This is a genomic window from Amycolatopsis keratiniphila subsp. keratiniphila (assembly GCF_001620365.2).
Classification (GTDB): Bacteria; Actinomycetota; Actinomycetes; order Mycobacteriales; family Pseudonocardiaceae; genus Amycolatopsis; species Amycolatopsis keratiniphila.
Window position 1 is genome coordinate 191,779 of the sequence record NZ_LQMT02000003.1, and the last position, 23,276, is coordinate 215,054.

Genomic DNA, 23,276 nt, shown 5'->3' on the forward strand with positions numbered 1-23,276 from the left:
GCACCGGGCGCCCCGCGCGGCGAACCGATCAAGCCCCGCCGGGTCAGTTCCCCACCAATCCGTTGCGGTACGCGTAGACGACGGCGTGCACCCTGTCCCGCAGCCCGAGCTTCGCCAGGATCCGGGACACGTGGGTCTTCACCGTCTCCTCGCCGACATGCAGGCGCACGGCGATCTCCGCGTTGCTGGAGGCGTCGGCGACGAGCAGGAGGACTTCGCGCTCGCGTGAGGTGAGCCGTTCGAGCTCCGCCGGTTCGGCGGCCGCGGGTTCGATGCTGGTGGCGAAGGTCGACACCAGCCGCCGGGTCACCGTCGGGTCGATCAGCGCGTCGCCGCGGGCGGCCACCCGCATGGCCGAGACGAGCTCTTCGGGGGCGAGGCTCTTCAGCAGGAATCCGCTCGCACCGGCCCGAAGCGCGCGGTAGACGTACTCGTCGGAGTCGTAGGTCGTCAGCACGAGAACGCGGGTGTCGTTCCCGGGCGCGGACATGATCGCCTCGGTCGCGGCCAGACCGTCCAATTTGGGCATCCGGACGTCGAGGACCGCGACGTCCGGCCGCAGCGAGGCCGCCTGCGCGACGGCCTCGCGTCCGTCCGCCGCCTCGCCGACGCATTCGAAGTCCGCCTGGGTGTCCAGCACCGCGCGCATCCCGGACCGGAACATCGCGTGGTCGTCGGCCAGCAGAACCCGGATCACTGTGCCTCCAAAGGAAAACCGACTCGAACCCGCCAGTGCCGCCCGTCGTCGAGCGGTCCGCATTCGGCCTGGCCGCCGAACAACGCGACCCGCTGCCTGATCCCGGCGAGGCCGCGTTTCGTCGATTCGGCCGACCCGTTCGGGCGGCCGATCTCGTTCGTGATCGTGAGGAGTACTTCCGTCTGCCGGTAGGCGAGGTCGATCTCGACGATCCCGCCGGCGCCGTGCCGGAGCGCGTTCGTCAGCGCCTCCTGCACGATGCGGTACAGCGCGATGTCCACCGAACCCGGGAGGTCGCGCGGCCCACCGTGGCTGGTCAGCCGCGCGGGCAGCCCGGCGGTGCGGAGGTTGTCGAGCAGCTCGTCGAGGTTGTCCAGCCCCGGCTGCCGCTGGACGTCGCCGTTCTCCTTGCCGTGCAACAGATCCAGCAGGCGCCGCAGATCGGCCATCGCGGCCCGGCTCGACGACTCGACCGCCGAGAGCGAACGCCGGACGGCGGGTTCGCCTTCCGGCAGCCCGAGCCGGGCGGCGCCGGCGTGCACGCCGATGGCGCTGACGTGGTGGGAGATCACGTCGTGCAGGTCGCGGGCGATCGTGGTGCGTTCTTCGACGACGGCACGGCGGACGGCCTCGGCTTCATGCTGCTGCCGTTGTTCCTCCGCGCGCTGGAGATCGGCGATGTACGCGCGCCGCGCGGTCGTGTAGCGGCCGACCATCCACGGCAGCAGCCCGCTCACGCCGACGTCGATGACCAGCAGCCGCCAGTCCCGGTCGGCCCGGTCGACCGGGATGATGTTGCAGGCGAAGAGACCGGCGAGCATCGTCACCAGGGCCGCCACCGCGGGTTTGGCCGAAAGCCAGGCGCCCGCGCGGTAACCCGCGATCAGCACACCGGCGTTGGTGGCCTGCAGATAGTGGTCGTACGGGAACAGCAGGAGCGGCGCGGCGGTGAGCAAAGCGCCGTGCGCGGCGGAAACCCAGCCGGAATACCGCGAAGGCCCGGCGAGCGCGGCGTTCGCGAGGATGCCGCCGATCAAGACCACCCACGCCTGCCAGCCCAGCGAGAGCGGCGGCCCGGCGATGAGGAACAGCCCGGCGTCGGCGATCAGGCAGACGGCCGCGACCGCGCACGCCTGCCTCGCCAGCGAACCACTGATGTCCCGCACGGGCTCAACTCTGCCCTATTTCACTGGACAGGGGTTCCTAAGATCGAAACCCATGGGGGCAGCGAAGACACCCGTGCTCTGGACGACCGGGGCACCGGGAACCGGGAAATCGACCACCGCCTGGGGGTTGTACACCCGCCTGACGCGAGCGGGCGGCAGCGTCGCGTACGTCGACATCGACCAGCTCGGGCTGATCGGCCCGCCGCCCGGCGGCGGGGACGCCGCGCACGCGATCAAGGCGGCGAATCTGCTGCGCGTACTGGAAGTCCTGCGAGGTACCGCGCAGGTCGTCGTGTCCGGGGTGGTGGACCCGGCGAAGCCGTACATCGACAGCCCGGACTTCGACCTCACGCTCATCCGGCTGACGTGCGATCGCGACGAACTCCGGCGCCGCTTCCTCGGCCGTGGCTCACCCGCCGCGGCCTTGCCCGACCTCTTCGCGGTGGCGGACGTCTACGACCGCGCCGGTTTCGGCGAGGCGATGGACACGACCGGCCAGCGGCCCGAGCAGACCGTCGAAGCACTGTTCCACCGCTGCACCTTGGACGCCGGAACCGTTCGCACGCCGGACGCTGGCCAGCCGCAGCCCGGGCCGGTGACCGTGGTGACCGGCCCGACGGCGGTCGGCAAGTCGACCGCCGCGTTCGGCGCGCTGCGGGACCTGTGGGAGCGGGACGCGCCCGTCGCGTACGTCGATCTCGCGCAACTCGGCTTCGCGAACCCCGGCCCGGACCCGGCACTTGAGGCGGCACTGCTGTCGGCCGTCTGGCGCGGTTATCGCGACGCGGGGGCGAAGCGATTGATCGTCGTGGCCCGGGAATTCCGCCCGGAGCATCGTCGGGTCTTCGACGCCGTCACCGTCGTCCACCTCGACGCGGACGACACCACGCTCACCGAGCGGGTCCGGCGCCGGGCCGAAGGCGAGTCCGCCTTGCTGGCGGGCGACGAGCTACGCGGCGCGCCACCCGGCGTACGGGACCGGGTGGCCGCGCGCGCGATCGCCGAGGCGGCCCGGATGCGGCGTTCCGGCGGCGATCGCGTCGTCCTCGACACCTCCGGGCAGGAACCCGCCGAAACGGCCGCCGCGCTGCTCGCCGTGGTGGCTCAGTAGCGTCGCTGACCGTCCTGGCGCTGTCCGGGCGGCCCGCCGCGCTGGTTCTGCCCCGGTTTGCCGATGGTCGTCGCCGTCGCGGTGTTCCCGGTGACCTTGGCGGTCACCATCACCGTCTCGCCGACCTTGGGCTCGCCGGTCTTCATGGTCGACGCGTCGATCGTGTAGACCTGCTTGTAGCCGTCCTTGCTGGTCAGGCTGACGGAGGTCGCGCTGATCTCGGTGATCTCGCCGGTCTGCATCCGCTCGGTGCTGTAGCCGCCTTTGCCGTCGGAGACGACGAAGTCGCCGTGCAGCGCGTCGCGCGTCATCGCCCCGCCGGGGCCCATGAGCACCCGGCCGCCACCGGGACCGCCCATCATCGCGCCGCGTTCGGCGCCGTTCGCGGCGGTTCCGGCCCAGATCGCGGCGCCGCCGCCGGCGGCGATCACCACCGCCACCCCGGCCGCGATCGCGGTCTTGCGACCCGACCAGGTCTTCTTGGGTTCGCCTTCCGGGGCGGGCGCGCCCCATTCGGCGGGTTTGGTCGGTTCGGTCATCTGGACGCCTCCATAAGGTCGGTTGCGGCCATGGTCGGCGCCGTCGCTGTGCGGGAGCTGTGCCGCCGGTGGGCACGCGCTGTGATTCCGCCACGGCGGGGTGATCGTTCACAGGAAACGCACAGCGGGCGCACAGAGAAGCCTCATCGGCGCCGCCCAGGATGGCACCATGACCAGTGTGAACGTCCCTTCGTCCGGTTCCGCGAAGGCCGGCCTGCGCCGTGCCGACGGCAGCCCCGTGCGGGTGCTGGTCGTCGACGACGAGGCGACCTTGTCCGAGCTCGTGTCGATGGCGCTTCGCATGGAGGGCTGGGACATCCGCACCGCCGCCGACGGCACAGAGGCGGTCCGCGTCGCCAGGGAATTCCGGCCGGACGCGGTGGTGCTGGACGTCATGCTGCCGGATATGAGCGGTCTGGAAGTCCTGCGCCGCCTGCGTTCCGAGGTGCCGAACCTGCCGGTGCTGTTCCTGACCGCGAAGGACGCGGTGGAGGACAGGATCGCCGGGCTCACCGCGGGCGGCGACGACTACGTCACCAAACCGTTCAGCCTGGAGGAGGTCGCGCTGCGGTTGCGCGCACTGCTCCGCCGCGCGGGCGGGGTCGCCGGGCCGAGCGGGTCGATGCTCGTCGTCGGCGACCTGACCCTGGACGAGGACAGCCGCGAGGTGCACCGCGGCGGCGATCCGGTGCCGCTGACCGCGACCGAGTTCGAACTGCTGCGTTATCTCATGCGCAATCCGAAGCGCGTGCTGTCCAAGGCGCAGATCCTCGACCGCGTCTGGAGCTACGACTTCGGTGGTCAGGCGAATATCGTCGAGCTGTACATTTCCTACCTCCGCAAGAAGATCGACGCCGACAGGGAACCGATGATCCACACGATGCGCGGCGCCGGGTATGTCCTCAAACCCGCGGGGTAGGCGGCCGTGGTCCCTGCGGCGACGGCTGATCGCGCAGGTCGCGGGCCTGCTCGCGCTCGTCTGCCTGGTGGTGGGCGTGGTCACCGAACTGGCGTTGCGGAGCTTCCTGATCGACCAGCTCGACTCCCGTCTCGCCGAGACCAGCGAACGCGCCAGCCGCCCGCCGCCACCGGGCCGCCCCGGCGGGGAAAGGGTTCCTGAAGGCCTTCGCGCGTACGGGCAGAGCACCGGTTCGTTGTTCGTGAACCTCCTCCCGGACGGGCGCGTGGTCGCGGCGGTACTGCGGTCCAGTTACGACGCGAAGGTCTCCGAGCCGTTCCCGCACGACCCGATCGGCCCGGCCCAGCTGTCGGCCCTGTTGCGGTCGACGCCGACCGACAAGCCCACCGACGTGGACCTCGGCTCGCTCGGGGAATACCGCGTGGTGGCCAAGCAGGCGTCCAACGGCGGTGTCTCGATCACCGGGCTGCCGACCAAGGACGTCACGGACACCTTGTGGAGCCTCGGTTTCATCTTCGGCGGGGTCGCCGTCGGCGGCATCCTCCTGGCGGGCGCGCTCGGCGCGGTGACCGTGCGGCGCACCATGAAACCCCTCGACCGGCTGGCCGCCACCGCGACCAGGGTCGCCGAACTCCCGCTCGACCGCGGCGAGGTCGCGCTGTCCGAGCGAGTGTCCGAAGTGGACACGGATCCGCGGACCGAGGTCGGCAAGGTCGGTTTCGCGCTCAACCGCATGCTGGGCCACATCTCGGACGCGCTGTCCGCGCGGCAGGCCAGCGAAAGCCGGGTGCGCCGGTTCGTCGCGGACGCCAGCCACGAATTGCGGACGCCGCTCGCGGCCATCCGCGGCTACGCGGAACTCACGCGGCGCTCCGGCTCCGAGGTGCCGCCGGACATCGCGTTCGCGATGGGCCGCGTGGAGTCGGAATCGACGCGGATGACCGGTCTGGTCGAGGATCTGCTGCTGCTCGCGCGGCTCGACTCCGGCCGTCCGGTGGTGCACGAGCCGGTGGACCTCTCTCGGCTGGTCGCGGACGCCGTCGCCGACGCGCATGTCGCCGGGCCGGAGCACAAATGGCGGCTGGAGGTCCCACCGGAGCCGATCACCGTCCTCGGTGACGCGGATCAGTTGCATCAGGTGGTGATCAACCTGCTCGGCAACGCACGCACGCACACTCCGGCAGGAACCGAGGTCACCACCTCACTGTCCATAGTGGATTCGACAGTGACACTGTCCATTGTCGACGGTGGGCCGGGGATCCCGCCGGAGATCCTCCCGGAGGTCTTCGAACGGTTCGCCCGTGGCGACGACTCGCGGTCGCGGGCGGCGGGCAGCACCGGGCTCGGGCTGGCCATCGTCGCGGCCGTCGTCGCCGCGCACGGCGGGCAGGTCGGCGTCGCCAGCCGCCCGGGACACACCGAGTTCCGGGTCGTGCTCAGGGCCGCCACTCACTGTTAGCGCCGCAGAGGATGACGCAGGGCAGCTCGCCCTCGGTCCGCCCGGCCAGCCACGCGGCGAACGGGACCGCGGCGGCCGGTTCGACGGCGAGGCGGAAGTCCTCCCAGAGCCGGTCCCGCGCGGCGAGCAGTTCCTCGTCGCTGACCAGCACGGACGTCACCCGGTCCCGGAGCACGGCGAACGGGACGTCCCCGACCCTGGTCGCGCCCAGCGCGGACGCGGCCACCGAGTCGATCTCCACGTCCACCGGCTCACCCGCCTCCAGCGCGGCGCCGAGCGCGCGGCATCGTTCCGGCTCGACGGCGAACGTCGGCAACCCGGCCAGCGACGTCCCCGCGACCAGCCCGCCACCGCCGACCGCGACCAGGAAGGCGTCGACATCCGGCGCGTCCTGGACCACTTCGGCCGCGACGGTGCCCTGACCGGCGACGACGTCAGGGTTGTCGTACGCGTGCAGGTACCGCGTACCTGGCTCAGCGGCGGCTTCGAGCGCCTTCGCGGCTGCCTCGGCGTACGTCGCTCCGTGACGGATGAGCTTCGCGCCTGTGGCCTCGATCCGGACCGTCTTCGCCTGCGGAGCCGACTCCGGCACGTACACCGTCGCAGGCAGATTCAGCAGCGAAGCCGCCGTCGCCACGCCCAGCCCGTGGTTGCCGCCGGACGCCGTCAGCACCCGTTCCGGCAACGGGCCGCTCACCAGCGCGTTCACCGCGCCCCGCAGTTTGAACGATCCGCTCCGCTGCAGATGCTCCAGCTTCAGGACCAGCGGCCGCCCGTCGACCTCGGCGCGCAACAGCGGCGTGCGCCGCACGAACGGATGAACCGCCTCGGCGGCCTTGAGGACATCTTCCCAGGTCGGAGTACTCATACCCCCCACTGTCCTCCATGCCGGGGAGGGAGTGACTACACTGGTCCTCGGATCCCGCGCGGCGTCCATCTTGTGAACCTCCCCAGGGCCGGAAGGCAGCAAGGATAAGCAAGCTCTGACGGGTGCGCGGGATCCCCTTTTTTGGGGGACTAAAAGATCCCGAACACATCCTTCGGCGGCACGGGCGACGGCAGGGCTTCCGCGTCCGTGATGGGTTTCGCCTTGCCCTGGAGCTGCCGTAGGTCTTCTCCCGCGACGCAGCGCGCGGGGTACGCCGACGAAGCGGCGCGGCGGGTCAGGTCCGCGACGGGGAGTTCGACGCGGGAAGCGGCGACCACGATGTTCCCGAACCGCCGCCCCCGGAGGACGCCCGGCTCGGCCAAGATCGCCAGGTGGGGGAAGGAATCCGCCAGCGTCGCCAAGAACCGGCGGAGAAACGGCAGGTTCGGCCCGTCCGACACGTTGGCGATGTAGGTCCCGGCCGGGCGGAGGACCCGCGCGATCTCGGCCGTGAACTCGACGGTCGCGAGCCCGCCGGCCAGGATTCCGCGTTCGAAAGCGTCCACGATGACCAAGTCGGCCGAAGCGTCGTACCTGCCGGAGACGCCTTCGCGACCGTCGCCGACACGGACCTTCAGCCCCTTCAAGCCCAGCTGCTCGCGGACGAGCGCGACGAGTTCACCGTCGGCGTCGAAGACCAGCTGCCGAGATCGCGGCCGCGCCGCGGCGAGGTAACGGGGGAGCGTGCAGGCCGCCCCTCCGACGTGCAGCGCGTCGAGCGGGCCTTCGCCGAGGCAGTCGACGACGTCGGCGATCCGGCGGATGTAGTCGAACTCGAGATCCAAGGGGTCGTCGAGGTTGACGTGCGACTGGGCGACGCCGTCGACCGAGATCATCCAGGCGTTGGGACGGTCGGCGTCCTGGAGCAGTTCGGCGGTGCCGAAGCGCACCGGATACCTGCCGGGGGTCGGTGCCGGTCTCACCTGTCGGGCCCTCCCGGTAGTCTCGCCGCGTGGCTCTAGCTCTATACCGAAAGTACCGTCCGGCTACCTTCGCCGAGGTCGTCGGGCAGGAGCATGTGACCGATCCGCTGCGCACCGCGCTGGCCGCCGGTCGCATCAACCACGCCTACCTCTTCTCGGGCCCGCGCGGCTGCGGCAAGACGTCCAGCGCCCGCATCATGGCGCGGTCGTTGAACTGCGCGAAGGGCCCGACGCCGGATCCGTGCGGCGAGTGCAACTCGTGCCGCAACCTCGCGCCCGAAGGCCCAGGCAGTGTCGACGTCACCGAGCTCGACGCGGCCAGCCACGGTGGTGTCGACGACGCCCGCGAGCTGCGGGACAGGGCCTTCTACGCCCCGGCCGACTCGCGCTACCGCGTCTTCATCATCGACGAGGCGCACATGGTCACCACGCAGGGCTTCAACGCCCTGCTGAAGATCGTGGAAGAGCCGCCGGAGCACCTGATCTTCATCTTCGCGACCACCGAACCGGACAAGGTGCTCCCCACCATCCGGTCGCGGACGCACCACTACCCCTTCCGGCTGATCCCGCCCAGCTCCATGCGTGAACTGCTGGAACGCAACGTCGCCGCCGAGGGCGCGACGGTCGAGCCCGCGGTGTATCCGCTGGTCATCCGCGCGGGCGGGGGTTCGGCGCGGGACACGCAGTCGGTGCTCGACCAGCTGCTGGCCGGCGCCGGGCCGGACGGCGTCGACTACTCGCGCGCGGTGTCGCTGCTGGGCGTCACCGACGTCGCGCTCATCGACGGCATGGTCGACGCGCTGGCCGCGGACGACGCGGCCGCCGTGTTCGGCACCGTCGAGCGGCTCGCCGAGGCCGGGCACGACCCGCGCCGGTTCGCCACCGACCTGCTCGACCGCCTGCGCGACCTGGTGATGCTGCGTTCGGTGCCGGACGCGGGGGAACGCGGCCTCGTCTCCGCGCCGGACGACGAGCTCAAGAAGATGAAGGAGCAGGCGGGCAAACTGGAGCCCGCCACGCTCTCGCGCTACGCCGACATCGTCCACAATGGACTCTTGGAGATGCGGGGCGCGACCTCGCCGCGGCTGGTGCTGGAGCTGCTGACGGCGCGGATGCTGCTGCCGTCGGTCGCCGAGAGCACCGACGCGTTGCTCGCCCGCCTCGAACGGCTCGAGCGCCGCGCCGCTTCGGCACCGGCGCCCGTCGCCGCCGCTCCCGCTCAAGCCGCTCCGGCGGCGCAGTCCGCGCCAGCCCCGGCCGCTCCGCCCTCGGGGGAGCCGGTCCGCGAGTTCCAGCGGCCGTCGCAACGTGCTGCCGCGCCCGCTCCGCAGCAGGCACCGGCGCCCCAGCCCGCCGCGCGACCCGAGCCGGTCGCCGAGCGGCCCGCCCCGCAACGTCCTTCCGCGCCGACCCCGCCTCCGCCCGCGCCCGCCCCGGCCGCGGCTTCGGGCGATGCGACCGACGCGGATGGGATCCGCGGCCGCTGGCCGCAGGTGCTCGCCGCGATCCGCAAGGTGCCGGGCGGCCGCAGCACCGAAGCGATGCTCACGCAGGCGAGCGTCGTGAGCGTCGAAGGGCGCGCCGTCACCCTCACGCACAGCGCGGAGCCGCTGGCCCGGCGGCTTTCCGAGCCGCACAACGCGGAGCGGGTCGCGGCCGCGTTGAAGGAGGTCTTCGGCGGCGACTGGCAGGTGCGCTGCGTCCACGGCGCCGCACCGGCCCGGCAGGCCGCCGCGCCGAAGGCCGCGCCGCCGCCACCCGCGCCCGAGCGTTCTTTCACCCGCCGGTCCGCCGAAGCGCCCAGTGCGCCTCCGGCGCCTCCCACGCCGAAGCCGGAGCCTCAGCGGCCGAAGGTGACGACGAGCGAGCCGGACATCCCGCTCCCGCCCGAGCCGGTCGAGGAGGACGAGGACCTCTACAACGAGGACGCGAGCCCCGCGCCGCCCCCTCCGCCGCTCCCGCCCGAGCAGGATCCGGAAGAGATCGCCCGGAAGCTGCTCGCCGACCACCTCAACGCCCGCCCCCTCGACGAACGCAAGTAGTCCTCTGAATGCGGTGGTTGCACGCGCAAGTACCGCATTCAGAGGACGAAATGCGGGGCGTCAGCGGGTGAGGGTGACTCGCCAGGCCGGGTGGTCGGTGCCGGGGATCGACGTCTTCCCGGAGCTCCCGAAGCCGAAGGCGCCGCCGGCGATGATGTGCTGCACGCCGCCGTCACCCTTCCGGAACGAGCCGGCGGGAACGCACGCCTGCGCGCTCGGATCGCCTGGGTAGCGCAGGTTCAGATCACCGCCGAACACGGTGCCGGTGCCGTACTTCGCCAGCAGCCCCTTCAGGTCCTGGCACTGCTGCTCGACCGCGGGTTGCTTCGTCGAGAGATGCGTGGTGCACGCGTTCACCGTGCCGAACTTCGCGCACAGATAGGCCCGCTGTTCCGCGCCGCCGTCCTGGGGCCCGTAGTAGCCGCCTTCGCGCGCCTTCACCGCTCCGAGGTCTTGCCTGGCCAGCACCGCGATGCCGTACTCACCCCGCCCTGACGTGCACGGATACGGCGTCGTCCGGCCGTTCTCCTTCTTGCCGACGGGCTGCCAGACGACCGTGTACGCCCGGCCCGACTGCGCTTTGACGTCCGCCGCCAGCTTCGTCGTCTCCGACGAACAGGCCTCGTTCAACGTCACGACGGCCGGGTTCGCCGCGACGATCGTGCTCGCCGCCTTCGCCATCGGGTTCGTCCCGCCCTGGTTGAAGCAGTTCGCGACCCCGCTGCGGCACAGGTTCATCTGCAGCACCGGGAAATCCGTCGCCGCGGCGGCGGGGGCGGCGGTGCCCGCGATCAAGGCGACGGCGGCGAGTACCGATTTCATGGAACGGTCCCTTCGTCGAGTTCTCCGGCGAGCAGTGCGGTGCCGAGCCGGGTGAGGTGGTGCAGGATGGCGCTGCCCTGCCGGGCGCTGGTGACGAGCCCGGCCTCGCGCAGCACGGCGGCCTGTTTGCTGGCCGTGCCGATCGAGGTGCCGAGGCATGAGGCCAGCTTGCTGGTCGTACGCGGGACACGCAGCGCGCCGAGGCTTTCGGCGCGGGTCCGGCCGAGGAGCGCCACCAGTTCGGGGGACACGTCCACCGGACGGGCGTTCGTCACGCTGGCGGGGTACAACAGCACCGGTGGCAACGCCGGATCGATGAAAGTGACCGGCGTGTTCGCGCAGAACCGGCTCGGGATCAGGGTCAGCCCCCGGCCGCCGAGATGGACGGTCCGCTGCCGGGGGTAGGCGATCTCCAGCACCTCGCCGTCCCAGCCGCGGACACCGGGGATGCCGCGCATCATCGCCCCCGCCCCCTCGGTGGCCAGCGTGCGGACTCGCCGGGCCCGGTCGGCGGCGACGGTCTCGCGCATGCTGTGCCAGAACGGCGCGATCACCAGGTCGTACGCGTCGCGCAGGGCGCCGACGACCCCGTGGACCTCGTCGCGATCGCCATCGGCGAGCCGTTTCACCCAGGTCGGGGCGGTGCCGGTGAACACGGTCCGTAGATCGGCGCACAGCCGTCCGCGAGGTGTGCAGGCCACCGCTTCGAGCCCGCTTTCGAAGGATCCCGCCGTCGTGGGCGGAGTCAGGAAATCGGGAAAGTTCCCCTTCGGCGGGACGAGGGTGAACAGCGTCTTCAGCGATCGTGCCGCTTCTTCGTTCTGACGCAGGTTCAGCTGGACCCGCTGCCGCCAGGCCGACGGGCGGTCCTCCCTCAGCTGATGTGAACCGAGCACCAGCTCCCACAGCGGGTCCGGTGCTTCGGCTATCCGGATCCCCTGGAGATCCTTCCGATCGAAGATCATGCGCAGAGTCATGCCTGGTCCCCCTCAAGACGGCATTTTCTTCTCCGGCGGTAACTCAAACGTGCCGGACGCGCTGAGACAAGCCGATCGGCCTAATCCGGGAGGGTGGGACGACAAGTCCGTGCTGACCTGCGGAGACGCGGGCGCGTGAGACGTTTCCGGGAGGCCGGGACGCGGTGATGTTTTCGCTGGGACGAAAAGGGGGTGTCCCGTTCGCGGGTCGTCGGTGACGCTTCGCAGGCACCATCCGGGGGAGGGACCCATGGCAGGAGGAGAACACGGCCGGGCCTTGGCGGAACTGCTCGAAGGGCTGAAACGGCGTAGCGGGCACAGCTACGAACGGATCGGCGCCAAGGCGCATCTGAGCCGATCGACCGTCCACCGCTACTGCAGCGGCGTCAGCGTGCCGGCCGCGTTCGGCCCGCTGGAACGGATCGCGACGGTGTGCGAGGCCGAGCGCGACGAACTGTCGAAGCTCTTCCGGCTGTGGGAACGCGCGGACGCGGCACGGGGAGAGGTCGCGTCCGCGCCTGCCGCCCCGCGGCCGGTCCCCGGACCGAGGCGGCGGACCCGGATCGGGTGGTGGCCGCTGCTGGCCTCGCTCGTCATGGTCACCGTGGCCGGGGCGAGCGCGGTGCCCGCGGCGGAACCGGCCGCGCCGGCGCTCCATGCCCCGATGTGGACCGAGTTCCCGTCCCCTGTGGACAGTGCGTTCTTCGGCGTGACGGCGAACAGCGAGACCGGGCTGATGCCGACGTTCGGCGTCGGCGCGGTCCGGCTCTGGGATTCGGAAACCCGCTGGCAGAACCTCGAACCGGAACGCGGCAGGCCTACGTGGTCCACTTTGGACAGACTGGTCGACGGGGCGGACCAGGCGGGGCTCCCGGTGCTGTACGTCTTCGGTGGTACTCCGGGCTGGGCGGCGCCGGGCGGACCGCCGTCGGCCTACCCGGACGGCTCCCGGGCGGCGCCGCCCGAAGACCTCGCGGACTGGGACGCGTTCGTCGGGAAGGTCGTCGAGCGGTATCGCGGCCGCATCGAGTCCTACGAGCTGTGGGACATGGCCAACCACCCCAAGTACTTCACCGGTCCGGTCGAACGGCTGGTGGAGATGGTCCGGCGGGCGAGCCGGATCATCAAGGCGGGTGACCCCGGCGCCATCGTGGTCTGCCCGTCGATGGGGCACCTCGCCGATCCCGCGTACCGGCGGGTCATGGAACGGTTCGGCGAACTCCGCGGCTACGAGAGCTGCGACGCCGCCGCGGTCAAGCTGCACCCGGGCAGGATGGCGGACCCGCCGGAGACGATGCTCGCCGTCGCGGACGAGATCCAGCGGAGCTTCCACCGCGCCAACGGGCACGCGAACCTGTGGAGCACCGGCCCCGATTTCGACGTCCCGTTGCAGCCGCCGGTCGACCCCGCCGTCGCCGCGGACCACGCCGCCCGCATTTTCTTGGTCGGCCTCTACGCGCGCTTCAAGCGGATGTACTTCTACAACTGGGGAAGCGACCGCGTGCCGATCGTGCTCCAGCCGGCCGGCGGACCGCCGACCCGCGCCGCCGCCCACGTCGAACGGCTCGGCCGCTGGCTCGACGGCGCGAAGATCCGGTCGTGCGGCGAGGGCACCAGGGCGGGACTGCCGGAGAATCTGTGGCGATGCCGGTTCACGCGCGACGGCATGGAGTTCCGGATCGCGTGGGCGCCCTCGGGCACCGTGCGGCTTTCCGCGCCGGGCAGCGCGGAACGCCTCGACGGGACGCGGCCGGAGATCGAGTCGGGCTCCGTCGAGGTCGGTGGCAGTCCGGTGTTGCTGAAGCCCTAGGTCCCGTCGGTCGTGAGTGGCGATTCGGGTTCTAAGCCGAATCGCCACTCACGACCAACGGTTTGGGTCCCTGAAGTACGTGAAGGCCCCCTTCACTACCTTCAGGGTAGGCAAGGAGGCCTTCACGGACCCGACCCGCGATCAGCCACGGCCGAAGTCCAGGAGGTACTCAAGGAACCCTTCGCCCTAACCCGAATCGCCAGCCCTAACCCGCGAGGTAGTCCTCGATCGCCTTCGCGATGACGGCCGCGTACTGCTGACGCCCCTCTTCGCTCGCCATCGCCGCGGCCTCGGCGGCGTTGCGCATGTTCCCGCATTCGACGAGCGCGGCGGGGCGGGTCGAGAGGTTGAGCCCGCCGAGGTCGGCGCGCGGGGCGAGCCCGTTCGAACCGAGGTACGTCGAGATCGGGAAGCCGCCCGCGCGGAGGCCGTCCCGCAACGCGGTCGCGAGCCTCATCGAGGGCTCGCCCTGCTGCGCGTTCAGCGGCGGCGCCGAGTAGGCGACGTGGAAACCGTGCGCCCCGGCGGAATTCGAGCCGTCCGCGTGGATCGACACGACGGCGTCCGCCCCGGCGTCGTTCCCGATCGCCGCGCGTTCGTTGACGCACGGCCCGACACCGGTATCGCTCTGCCGGGTGAGGACGACGCGGATTCCCTTGGCCGCCAACGCCTGCGAGATCCGCTGCGAGACGTCCCAGGTGAACGCGTGCTCGGTGTAGCCGGAATTCGTCGAGGTTCCGGTGGTGTTGCACGGTTTCGTCTTGCCGCGCCCCGCCGGGACCTGCTTGTTGATCTCGCCGGGCTTGCCGGCGTTGCCGCCGTTGTGCCCGGGATCCAGCACGACGACCTTGCCGGTTTTCGGCTGACGGCTGCTCGAAGACGGCGCGCTCGAAGGCGGAGCGCTCGTCGTGGAACTCGGCCGCGGAAGGGTGGTGAACACCGTGGTGGTGCCGGGCGGCGGCGGGCTCGACGGCGAAGACGCCGGGGTTTCCACCCCGCACGCCGTGAACAGCGTCAATCCGATCGCCAGCACCAGGCCCATCCGTCGTCGCACGGCGCCCACGGTGCCACACGGGTGACGGCTAGGCTGGTAGGCGGCACGGGATTTTCCAGGAGAGGACCGATCGGATCATGGTGCAACCCGGTGGCGGCTTCGACCTGTCGCAGATCATGCAGCAGGCCCAGCAGATGCAGCAGAAGCTGGTCGAGGCCCAGGAAGAGCTGGCCAACACGGAGGTGACCGGTACTTCCGGCGGCGGCCTGGTCACCGCGACCGTGTCCGGCGACAGCCAGCTCAAGTCGCTGTCCATCGACCCCAAGGTGGTCGACCCCGACGACGTCGAGACCCTGTCCGACCTGGTCGTCGCGGCCGTCCGCGACGCTTCGGCCAACGCGCAGAAGCTCACCGAGCAGAAGCTCGGCCCGCTCGCCGGCGGTCTCGGCGGCGGGATGCCGGACCTCGGCGGCTTCCCCGGGCTCGGCGGCTAGCTTGTACGAGGGTGTCGTCCAGGATCTGATCGACGAGCTCGGGCGGCTGCCCGGCGTCGGTCCCAAGAGCGCGCAGCGGATCGCCTTCCACCTGCTGGCCGCCGATCCCGCGGATATCGCGCGCTTGCAGGAAGTGCTCGGCAAGGTCAAGGAAGGCGTGCAGTTCTGCGAGGTCTGCGGCAACGTCTCGGAGCAGGAGACCTGCCGGATCTGCCGCGACACCCGCCGCGACCTCACGGTCATCTGCGTGGTCGAGGAGCCGAAGGACGTCCTCGCCGTCGAGCGGACGCGCGAGTTCAAGGGCCGCTACCACGTGCTCGGGGGCGCGCTGGACCCGTTGTCCGGCATCGGACCCGAGCAGCTGCGCATGCGGGAGCTGCTCGCGCGGATCGGTGGCGCGGAGATCAGCGAGATCATCATCGCGACCGACCCGAACACCGAAGGCGAGGCGACCGCGACGTACCTCGTGCGGATGCTTCGCGACTTCCCCGGGCTGACCGTGACGCGGCTGGCGTCGGGGCTGCCGATGGGTGGTGACCTGGAGTTCGCGGACGAGCTGACGCTGGGCCGGGCACTGTCCGGCCGGCGGGCTCTTTAGTCCCTAGCGCGTGAAGGCCCCCTTCCCTCGGCTCAGCCGAGGGAAGGGGGCCTTCACGCGCTCTGGTTCGCTGACCTGGGCACTCCGGCCTCAGATGTCATGAAAGGGTCGTTCAGGACGAAAGACGTCCTGAACGACCCTTTCATGACATCTGTGAGAGCAGGTCCCGATGCTATGAACGGTCCGTTCCTTGCAAATTTTGCAAGGAACGGACCGTTCATAGCGTTCGTAAGCGAGCGCGAAGCGTCAGCAGTAACCCAAGCGGGCCAGCGTGTCGACGATGATCTCCGACGGGTGGAACTTGTCGACCCAAGACTCCCCACGCCGGTTCTGGTAGGTGTCGAGGAAGTTCTGCAGCTTGTCCCCGCGCATCTCGGTCAGCACGACGGTCTCGCCGAGGTGCTGCGGCGTCTCGGTGCGCTCGCGGTGCACGGCGCACGGCAGGCCGAGGTAGTAGCACTCGGCCGACAGACCACCCGAGTCGGTGACGACGTATTCGGCCCGCGCGACCAGCGGCAGGAACTTCAGGTACCGCATCTTCGGCTGGATGATGAAGTTCTTCTCGTCGAACAGGTTCGCCAGGCCGAGCGCGCGGATCTTCTCGCGCTCGGGCGCGCCCGCCATGTAGAGGATCGGCATCTGCTTGCTCTGCTCGCGCAGGATCTCCAGCGCCTCGCGGTACTTCTCCGCGCGCGAGACCAGTTCGAAGCGGTGCAGGGTGGCGAGGCCGAACTTCTCCGGCAGGCCCTCGACGTCCAGCGGCCCGTTGATGGCCATCCGCATCGCGTCGATCGCGGTGTTCGCCTCGGTGTCGACGACGACGCCGCGCGCGTTGCGGAGGTTGTTCACCTCACGCGCGCTGGGCGCGAAGTGCATGTCGACGATCTTCGCGGCGATCTTCCGGTTCAGCTCCTCCGGCAGCGGCGACATGATGCTGCCCGACCGCGCACCCGCCTCGACGTGCCCGACCCGCGACTTGAGGATCCGCTTCCCGATGAGCGAGCCGTACGGCGTCGTGAAGGTGTCGCCGTGCACCAGCACCAGCGGCGGACGCCCGTCCTCGACCAGCGCGGCCTTCAGCTCGGCCCGGCGGCCCCACGCGGTCCGCAGCACCTGCGCGGCCCAGCCCGGCACCTGCGCGGGCGACTCCAGGTTGTGCGCCTTCTCCTTCGGCACGAGCCAGACGTCGGGCTCGGGGAGGTTCAGGTCGGCGAGAACGTCCGAGACCTCGTCGACGTGCTGCGCGGTGAACCAGATCTTCGGCCGGACCCCGCGTTCGAGGATGCCGTGGTAGACCGGCGCGATTTTGATCAGTTCCGCCGTGGTGCCGAGAATGAAGGAAATCACCGGAAGAGCCATTCTGTCGGGGTCTGCGGTGCCCGAAGGATACTGGTGGGCCGCGCAAGGTAGCCTCGCCGGGGTGAGTGCGAATTCGCTCCTCCCGGCCCTGTCCGTCGTGATCCCGGTCTACAACGAGCAGGACTGGATCGATCGCAGTGTCGGCGCGCTGATCGCGTCGGCACAGGTGGCGAACTGGCCGGTCGAGGTCGTCGTGGTCGACGACGGCAGCACCGACGGCACCGGCGGCAAGCTCGCCAAGCTGCAGGAGCTGTACGGCATCACCGTCCTCACCCAGCCGAACAGCGGCCGGTTCGAAGCCCGCCGCGCGGGGATCGCGAAGGCGTCTGGGCGGCAGATCCTGCTGCTCGACAGCCGCGTGATCGTGGACCCGGGTTCGCTCACCTTCCTCCGCGACCAGCTCGTCGACCACCCCGAGCGCACGGTGTGGAACGGTCACATCAACGTCGCGTCCGAGCACAATCCGTACGCGGGATTCATGGCCGGGCTGGTCAAGATCCCGTGGCGGCGTTATTGCGCGAACCCGCGGTTGATGTCGTTCGGTATCGACGAGTTCGACGTCTTCCCGAAAGGCACCGGATTCTTTTCCGCGCCGAAGGACGTTCTCGAGGATTCGTCCAACGCGTTCGAGTCGCTCTTCGAAGACGTCCGTTTCGCCAGTGACGACACGGGTGTTCTGCGCTGGATCGCGGAACGCCACCGCATCTTCCTCGCCCCGGACTTCTCCGCGACCTACCACGGCCGCGATTCGTTCAAGAAGTTCGTCGGGCAGTCGTATTTCCGAGGCACCACGTTCGTCGATTCGTATCTCGCGTCGCCGGGGCCCGCGCGCAACGGCCTGTTCGCCGCGATGGCCGTCGGCGTGCTCGGCCTCGGTGTCGCCGCGAAGCGCCCGAAGACCGCCGTCGCGCTGGCCGCCGCCGGGTCGACGGCCGCCGGGTTCGCGGTGACGAAGTTCGGCGCGACGAAGGCCGAGGCCAAGGCCGTCGCCCAGCTCACCCCTGTGTTCGCCGCCGGCTTCGGCGCCGGAGCGCTCCGGGGCCTCTTCATGGCGCTGCGGGCCCGGTTGCGTAAATGAGCAACGCGGTGAGCAGCGAGGAGCTGGCCAAGGACACCGGGAAATCCGCCGGCCGCATCGGCGTCTACCTGCTGATCGCGATCGCGCTCGGCTACGTTCTGACGGTCGTCTGGGGCCGGACGCTGTCGACGGCCGACAACGCGGTCCTGCTCTCCTTCTGGGGCATGTTGATGGGGCTGGGTGCCGCCCTGTCCCCGCTCGAGCAGGAGATCTCGCGGCAGTCCGCGCACGCCGCGCTCGCCGGGCGCAAGGCGGGCCGCCCGGCGGTGATCGCCTTCGTCACCAGCGCGATCGCCGTGGTGGTCGTCGCACTGATCACGCTGATCCCGCCGATCACGGACAACGTTTACGGCGGCCAGTTCGCGCTCGCCGTGATCGTGCTCGCGGGCGGGCTGTCGTTCGCCTTCCAGTTCGCCGCGCGCGGCCTGCTGATCGGTCAGAACCACGTCCGGTCCTACTCGTGGCTGATCCTGGTCGAGGCGGCCGTGCGGATCCTGGTGGTCGCCGCGCTGGTGGTCGCCGGGCTCACCCAGCTGTACTGGTTCGCCATCGCCGCCGCGACCGGCTCGTTCGCCTGGCTGCTATTCGCCCGCGGCGCCGCCAAGCTGGTCGATTCCAAGCTCGAAGCGGATGTGCCCGCGAGGCCGATCGTCAAGAACATGCTAATGCTCCTCGCCGGCGCGGGGCTCACCGCCAGCGTCATCACCGGCTACCCGGCACTGGTCAACCTGCTCGCGCCCGGCGGTGACAAGGGCAAGCTCGGCGTGCTCTTCGTCGCCCTGTTCGTGGCCAGGACACCGCTCACGCTGATGGCGCCGGTCCAGGCTCTCGCGGTCCCGACCGTGGTGCGCCTGTCCAGTACCGAGGAGGGCAAGCACCGGCTGCGGAAGCTGCTCGCGTTCGGTTCGGCGGGCGCGCTGGCTCTCGCGGCGCTCGGCGCGCTGATCGGCTGGCTCATCGGCCCGTGGGTGGTGCGCCTGGTCTACGGCGCCAAGAACGATCCCGAGGCCTGGTGGATGGCCGGGCTGGTCTGGTCGTCGGTGCTGCTGGCCGCGATGCAGCTGCTCGCCGCCGTCCTCGTCGCGCAGGCCAAGGCCACGAAGGTGCTGATCACCTGGGCCGCCGTCGTCGTCGCGACCGCGCTGGTCCTGCTGTTCTTCCCCGGCGACACGGTCGTGCGCGCCGTGGTGGGACTCGCCGCCGGACCCACCGTCGGCCTGCTGGTCGTGATGGCGTTCGTGGTGAGAGGCACGCCCGAGCCGGGCAACGCGCGACCTTCCGAAACGTCTCGATAGTGTGGCCGCGCCATCGCGCGCCGCGAGCGGATGGCGTCGTGACGCCGAATAGGGTTGGACAGCGAATTCGATGAACGTTCTTTTGGTCTTGCTGGCGTTCTGGCTGCCGGGGCTCGTCTTCGGTGCCGCGATCAGGCTGCGCGGCTGGACCCTCGCCGCCGCGGCCCCGCTGCTGACCTTCGGCCTCGTCGCCATCGGCATCCCGATCCTCGGCCGCTTCGGCATCCGATGGACGATGCTGAACGTCGGCCTGTGGGTGCTGCTGCTGTCCGTCGTCGGATTCGCCCTCTCGTTCCTCGTGCTCCGCTTCACCGCGAAGCGGCACCCGGACTGGGCCGAGGACGAAGACGACGACGAGTCGAAGCGTTCCCTTCGCGACCACCTGCTGATCGGCGCCGGCGTTCTGGTCGGTCTCGGCGTCGGCACCGTGACCTTCCTGCGCGGCTCGCACAGCCTGGAGAACGTCCAGCAGGGCTGGGACGCCCCGTTCCACGGCAACCTGGTGCGCTGGATCGCCGAACACGGCGACGCGCGCGCGTCGACCGTCGGCACCATCGCGAACCTGCCGAACCAGCACGACTACTTCTACCCGGACACCTACCACGCGCTGCTCGCCCTGGTCTTCGGCAAGGGCGGCCTGACGATGATGCCGACGCTGAACCTGGCGGCGCTCATGGTCGTGCTGACCGTCCCGGTCGGGGTCGCGGCGATGTGCCGCGCCTGGCGGATGCCGGTGCTCGCGACCGCGGCCGCGGCGGCCGTGTCCACCTGGTTCACCGCGTTCCCGTACGACTCGCTGTGGCGCGGCCCGCTGTGGCCGTACGTCGCCGGGGTGGCGCTGGTGCCCGCGATGCTCGCGCTCGCCCGCCTGCTGCTCAAGCCGAACGGCGTCGCCGGTCCGCTCGCGATCGGCGTCGGCGTCGCCGGGCTGGCCGGCCTGCACACCAGCCTGATCTTCGTGATCATGGTCTACTTCCTGCTGATCCTGCTCGCGGTGCTGTTCCGCTTCGAGAAGATCGGCTGGCGCCGCAGCGCCGCCTCGCTGGTCGCGACGATCGTGATGGCGGTCGTGCTCGGCGTGCCACAGGTCCTCCCGGCGCTCTACAACGCGGGCGGCGTGACGAGCGCGTTCTGGGCCTCGGAGACCAGCGTGTCCGGCGCGCTCGGGCAGACGATCACGTTCTCGCCGATGGCGTCGTTCCCGCAGTGGTGGATCGGCATCCCGGCGATCATCGGCGTGTTCTTCCTGGTCAAGCACCGGCGGATGCTCTGGATGGTCGGCGCGTACGTGGTGCTCGGCGGCCTGTTCGCCGCGACGATCTCGCTGGAGACCCCGCTCATCCACACCCTGACCGGCGTGTTCTACAACGACCACTGGCGGATCGGCGCGCTCGTGCCGCTGGCCGGCGCCGTCGCGTTCGGCGAGTTCGTGCACACCGCGTCGGGCAAGTTCGCCGAGAAGATCGGTGAGCGCAAACCGAACCTGAACCCGGTCACCGTGGCCATCGCGGGTGCCCTGGTGGTCGGTCTCGTCGTCACGGTGCTGAGCCGGGGCGGCTACATCGGCCGCAACTCGGCGCGGCTCGCGCTGAACTACGGTGAAGGCCCTTCGGTCAGCAAGGGCGAGGAAGAGGCCTACGCCTGGCTCGGGAAGCACGTGGTGCCGGGCGAGCGGGTCATGAACAACAAGGCCGACGGCTCGGTGTGGATGTACGCGCTCGCCGGGGTTCAGCCGGTCGAGTGGACCAACTACGGCGCCGAGTTCACCACCAAGCCGGGCTGGCTCAGCGTGTTCCTCAACGACATCAACCGCGACCCGCGGGTGCGCGAGGCGCTCACCGACCTCAAGGTGCGTTACGTGCTGGTCGGCAAGGGCAAGGTGGCCCCCAACGCGCAGTCCGCGGTGGGGCTCCAGCGGCTCGACATCACTCCGGGTTTCAAACGCGTCTTCCACAACCTCGACGCGTCGGTTTACGAAATCGAAGGTCAGCAAGGTGTGGTCGCCTCCGGCGCCCCCGCCGGGTCCGACACCGCTCACGGCCAGTAAGAAGATAGAGTGATCCAGTGTCCAGTACGTCCGTGACCACCCGTCGCGTACTCATCGTGATGCCTGCCTTGAACGAGCAGGCCAGTGTCGGCGCGGTCATTTCCCAGGTCAAGCAGTCCTTGCCGGGCATGGACGTGCTGGTGGTCGACGACGGCTCGTCCGACGACACGGCCAAGCTCGCCCGCGCGGCGGGCGCGGAGGTGGCCCGCCTGTCGGTGAACCTCGGCGTCGGCGGGGCGATGCGCACCGGCTTCCGGTACGCGGCCGCCCGCGGCTACGACGTCGTCGTGCAGGTGGACGCGGACGGCCAGCACGACCCGAACGAGGTCGCGGCCCTGCTGGACGCGCTCGACGACGCCGACATCGCGATCGGCTCGCGGTTCGCGGGCAAGGGCTCGTACAAGGCCAGCGGGCCGCGAAAATACGCGATGGTCGTGCTCTCGGTCGTTTTCTCCCGGCTCGGGAAGACCAAGCTCACCGACGTGACCTCCGGGTTCAAGGCGATGGGCCCGCGCGCGATCAAACTGTTCGCCGCGTACTACCCGGCCGAATACCTCGGCGACACGGTCGAATCGCTGGTGATGGCGATCCGCGCCGAACTGAAGATCAAGGAAATCCCGGTGATCATGCGGGAACGGGCCGGTGGCACACCGAGCCATTCGCCGGTGAAATCGGCCGTCTACCTCGGCCGCGCCGGACTCGCCCTGCTGCTGGCGCTGGTGCGCCGCCGTCCCGCCGTCGACTCGTCGGATTCGGCGTAAAAGGAGCTGATTATGGCTGGCTGGCGCATTCTCAGCATCGTCGTCGCCTGTCTGGTGCTGTTCGTCGTCCTCGAGATGATGCGGCGGCGGAAACTGCGGGAAAAGTACGCGGGCGTTTGGCTCGTCCTCGCCGTCGGCGTGGTCGTGCTCGCCGTGGTTCCGCAGGCCGCCGACTTCATGGCGCGGATAACCGGCGTGCAGACGCCGTCGAACTTCGTATTCCTCTTGGCCGGTTTCGTGCTGGCACTGGTCGCGTTGCATCTGTCGACCGAGGTCGGGCACCTCGAAGAAGAGGTCCGGACCTCCGTCGAGGAGATCGCGCTGCTCCGCTGCGAACTCGCCGACGCCCAGCGTGACCTGGAAGAACGCGTCGCCGCGCTCGAAGCGCGGACGGCCACGCCCGACAACGTCAAAGGGCTCCCCGAAGTGAGCCCCGCGCGCGCACGCTGATCGACGCCCTTTTCGCGGCCCCGCCGAGGCTGGGCGCCGTCCGTGTGCTCGCCGTCGACGGCCCTTCCGGCTCCGGGAAGTCCACGCTGGCCGGGAAGATCGTGGCCGAACTGGCCGGCAGGGGCGTCCGGGTCGCGCTGGTGAGCACCGACGAGTTCGCCACCTGGGACGAACCCGTTTCGTGGTGGCCGCGGCTGGAGTCCGGGGTCCTGGAGCCGCTGCGCGCGGGCAGGACCGGCCGCTACCGGCGAGTGGACTGGTCCAGCGGTGTCCCGCTGCCGGGCGAAGAGGTCGAGATCCCGGTCCCGGACGTCCTGGTGCTGGAAGGCGTTTCCAGTGGCCGCGCGCGGATGCGGCCGTCGTTGTCCCTGCTCACCTGGCTCGACGGCGGCAGTGAAGCCGAACGTCTCGACCGCGCCGCCGCACGCGACGGCGAGGGATCCAGGGCGGAACTGCGGCGCTGGCAGCTGTTCGAACGCGGGTGGTTCGCCGTCGACGGGACCCGTGCCGCGGCCGATCGCGTGGTCACCTCTCGTGAGTGGTGAGGACGGTGCCGCGTGACTGGACGGACGACACGCGTGTTGGGATGGACGACACGCGTGATTGGACGGACGACTCGCGGCGAAGGCTTCGCCACGGTCGTGTCGTCCATCCGGTCACGAGTGTCGTCCGTCTGATCACACGTGCCGTCCGTCCAGTCACGTGTGTTCCGTCCCTGATCACGCGAGTTCCGCCTTCAATCACGCGAGATCCGGCTTACCACTCACGAGACGGGACCCAATGTCCTGCCGATGTCCTGTTTTGTCC

General features: G+C 70.3%; 22 protein-coding genes and 1 other RNA gene. 14 read left to right on the plus strand and 9 right to left on the minus strand.

Annotated features, from left to right (window positions below; translation table 11 throughout):
- Window positions 1–43: 43 nt before the first annotated feature.
- On the minus strand, window positions 44–697 hold the full coding sequence (locus tag AVR91_RS01490) for a response regulator (RefSeq protein ID WP_016337954.1): 654 nt from the start codon (window positions 695–697) through the stop codon (window positions 44–46).
- A complete protein-coding gene (locus AVR91_RS01495) occupies window positions 694–1,863 on the minus strand; it encodes a sensor histidine kinase (RefSeq protein WP_063271765.1) in 1,170 nt (389 codons plus the stop codon). Before AVR91_RS01495 ends, AVR91_RS01490 begins: the two co-directional genes overlap by 4 nt.
- Before the next feature lie 52 nt (window positions 1,864–1,915).
- Here AVR91_RS01495 and AVR91_RS01500 point away from each other — a divergent pair, with 52 nt between their 5' ends.
- Window positions 1,916–2,974, plus strand: a complete 1,059-nt coding sequence (locus AVR91_RS01500; protein WP_063271766.1) for a hypothetical protein — start codon at window positions 1,916–1,918, stop codon at window positions 2,972–2,974.
- Here the strand turns inward: AVR91_RS01500 and AVR91_RS01505 are convergent.
- Complete coding sequence (locus AVR91_RS01505) at window positions 2,968–3,513, minus strand: hypothetical protein (protein ID WP_063271767.1); 546 nt, start codon at window positions 3,511–3,513, stop codon at window positions 2,968–2,970. The genes AVR91_RS01500 and AVR91_RS01505 overlap by 7 nt on opposite strands.
- A 169-nt stretch (window positions 3,514–3,682) precedes the next feature.
- Between AVR91_RS01505 and AVR91_RS01510 the strand changes: the two genes are divergently transcribed.
- Together AVR91_RS01510 and AVR91_RS01515 are read left to right on the plus strand one after the other, a co-directional pair.
- The gene (locus tag AVR91_RS01510; RefSeq protein ID WP_063271768.1) at window positions 3,683–4,432 is read left to right on the plus strand and encodes a response regulator transcription factor; all 750 of its coding nucleotides are present in this window, start codon (window positions 3,683–3,685) and stop codon (window positions 4,430–4,432) included.
- The gene (locus AVR91_RS01515) at window positions 4,410–5,891 is read left to right on the plus strand and encodes a sensor histidine kinase (protein ID WP_063271769.1); all 1,482 of its coding nucleotides are present in this window, start codon (window positions 4,410–4,412) and stop codon (window positions 5,889–5,891) included. Before AVR91_RS01510 ends, AVR91_RS01515 begins: the two co-directional genes overlap by 23 nt.
- Here AVR91_RS01515 and AVR91_RS01520 read toward each other — a convergent pair.
- Complete coding sequence (locus AVR91_RS01520) at window positions 5,869–6,759, minus strand: serine/threonine dehydratase (RefSeq protein ID WP_063271770.1); 891 nt, start codon at window positions 6,757–6,759, stop codon at window positions 5,869–5,871. The two genes, AVR91_RS01515 and AVR91_RS01520, sit on opposite strands and share 23 nt — an antisense overlap.
- Before the next feature lie 46 nt (window positions 6,760–6,805).
- On the opposite strand from AVR91_RS01520, the gene ffs reads away from it, so the two are divergent.
- Window positions 6,806–6,900: signal recognition particle sRNA small type (ffs, locus tag AVR91_RS01525), an RNA gene on the plus strand.
- A gap of 8 nt (window positions 6,901–6,908) precedes the next feature.
- Here the strand turns inward: ffs and AVR91_RS01530 are convergent.
- A complete protein-coding gene (locus AVR91_RS01530; protein ID WP_063271771.1) occupies window positions 6,909–7,742 on the minus strand; it encodes a spermidine synthase in 834 nt (277 codons plus the stop codon).
- Window positions 7,743–7,771: 29 nt separating this feature from the next.
- On the opposite strand from AVR91_RS01530, the gene AVR91_RS01535 reads away from it, so the two are divergent.
- Entirely contained in the window at window positions 7,772–9,784 is a 2,013-nt protein-coding gene (locus AVR91_RS01535) for a DNA polymerase III subunit gamma and tau (protein ID WP_063271772.1), read from the plus strand.
- A 60-nt stretch (window positions 9,785–9,844) separates the two neighbouring features.
- On the opposite strand, the gene AVR91_RS01540 is transcribed toward AVR91_RS01535, so the two are convergent.
- Together AVR91_RS01540 and AVR91_RS01545 are read right to left on the minus strand one after the other, a co-directional pair.
- A complete protein-coding gene (locus tag AVR91_RS01540; protein WP_063271773.1) occupies window positions 9,845–10,606 on the minus strand; it encodes an endonuclease/exonuclease/phosphatase family protein in 762 nt (253 codons plus the stop codon).
- Window positions 10,603–11,583, minus strand: a complete 981-nt coding sequence (locus AVR91_RS01545) for an ArsR/SmtB family transcription factor (RefSeq protein WP_063271774.1) — start codon at window positions 11,581–11,583, stop codon at window positions 10,603–10,605. Before AVR91_RS01545 ends, AVR91_RS01540 begins: the two co-directional genes overlap by 4 nt.
- Before the next feature lie 250 nt (window positions 11,584–11,833).
- Between AVR91_RS01545 and AVR91_RS01550 the strand changes: the two genes are divergently transcribed.
- Window positions 11,834–13,393, plus strand: a complete 1,560-nt coding sequence (locus AVR91_RS01550) for a helix-turn-helix domain-containing protein (protein WP_063823103.1) — start codon at window positions 11,834–11,836, stop codon at window positions 13,391–13,393.
- Between the two features lie 205 nt (window positions 13,394–13,598).
- Here the strand turns inward: AVR91_RS01550 and AVR91_RS01555 are convergent, their stop codons facing one another.
- Window positions 13,599–14,435, minus strand: a complete 837-nt coding sequence (locus AVR91_RS01555) for an N-acetylmuramoyl-L-alanine amidase (protein ID WP_063271776.1) — start codon at window positions 14,433–14,435, stop codon at window positions 13,599–13,601.
- A gap of 89 nt (window positions 14,436–14,524) precedes the next feature.
- On the opposite strand from AVR91_RS01555, the gene AVR91_RS01560 reads away from it, so the two are divergent.
- Both AVR91_RS01560 and recR read left to right on the plus strand, forming a co-directional pair.
- Window positions 14,525–14,881 carry a YbaB/EbfC family nucleoid-associated protein gene (locus tag AVR91_RS01560; protein WP_007035126.1) on the plus strand — a complete coding sequence of 119 codons (357 nt, stop codon included), beginning with the start codon at window positions 14,525–14,527 and terminating at the stop codon, window positions 14,879–14,881.
- 1 nt (window position 14,882) lies between these two features.
- Complete coding sequence (gene recR, locus AVR91_RS01565) at window positions 14,883–15,479, plus strand: recombination mediator RecR (RefSeq protein ID WP_005166260.1); 597 nt, start codon at window positions 14,883–14,885, stop codon at window positions 15,477–15,479.
- A gap of 246 nt (window positions 15,480–15,725) precedes the next feature.
- Here the strand turns inward: recR and AVR91_RS01570 are convergent, their stop codons facing one another.
- The gene (locus AVR91_RS01570; RefSeq protein WP_016337941.1) at window positions 15,726–16,838 is read right to left on the minus strand and encodes a UDP-N-acetylglucosamine 2-epimerase; all 1,113 of its coding nucleotides are present in this window, start codon (window positions 16,836–16,838) and stop codon (window positions 15,726–15,728) included.
- A 61-nt stretch (window positions 16,839–16,899) separates the two neighbouring features.
- On the opposite strand from AVR91_RS01570, the gene AVR91_RS01575 reads away from it, so the two are divergent.
- The 6 genes from AVR91_RS01575 to AVR91_RS01600 all read left to right on the plus strand — a co-directional run bounded on the left by AVR91_RS01575 (window position 16,900) and on the right by AVR91_RS01600 (window position 23,014).
- Window positions 16,900–17,916, plus strand: a complete 1,017-nt coding sequence (locus tag AVR91_RS01575; RefSeq protein ID WP_063275650.1) for a glycosyltransferase family 2 protein — start codon at window positions 16,900–16,902, stop codon at window positions 17,914–17,916.
- A complete protein-coding gene (locus tag AVR91_RS01580; RefSeq protein ID WP_063275651.1) occupies window positions 17,913–19,211 on the plus strand; it encodes a polysaccharide biosynthesis protein in 1,299 nt (432 codons plus the stop codon). Before AVR91_RS01575 ends, AVR91_RS01580 begins: the two co-directional genes overlap by 4 nt.
- Before the next feature lie 70 nt (window positions 19,212–19,281).
- Window positions 19,282–21,258 (plus strand): DUF6541 family protein, encoded by a 1,977-nt coding sequence (locus AVR91_RS01585; RefSeq protein ID WP_063275652.1) that lies wholly within the window; start codon window positions 19,282–19,284, stop codon window positions 21,256–21,258.
- Between the two features lie 59 nt (window positions 21,259–21,317).
- Window positions 21,318–22,019, plus strand: coding sequence for a glycosyltransferase family 2 protein (locus AVR91_RS01590; RefSeq protein ID WP_046199872.1), 702 nt, complete (start codon window positions 21,318–21,320; stop codon window positions 22,017–22,019).
- Between the two features lie 12 nt (window positions 22,020–22,031).
- Window positions 22,032–22,469: a DUF2304 domain-containing protein gene (locus AVR91_RS01595; RefSeq protein WP_063275653.1), complete on the plus strand. Its 438-nt coding sequence runs from the start codon at window positions 22,032–22,034 to the stop codon at window positions 22,467–22,469.
- Window positions 22,466–23,014: a uridine kinase family protein gene (locus tag AVR91_RS01600; RefSeq protein ID WP_063275654.1), complete on the plus strand. Its 549-nt coding sequence runs from the start codon at window positions 22,466–22,468 to the stop codon at window positions 23,012–23,014. The genes AVR91_RS01595 and AVR91_RS01600 overlap by 4 nt, the downstream gene beginning before the upstream one ends.
- The last annotated feature ends 262 nt before the right edge of the window (window positions 23,015–23,276 follow it).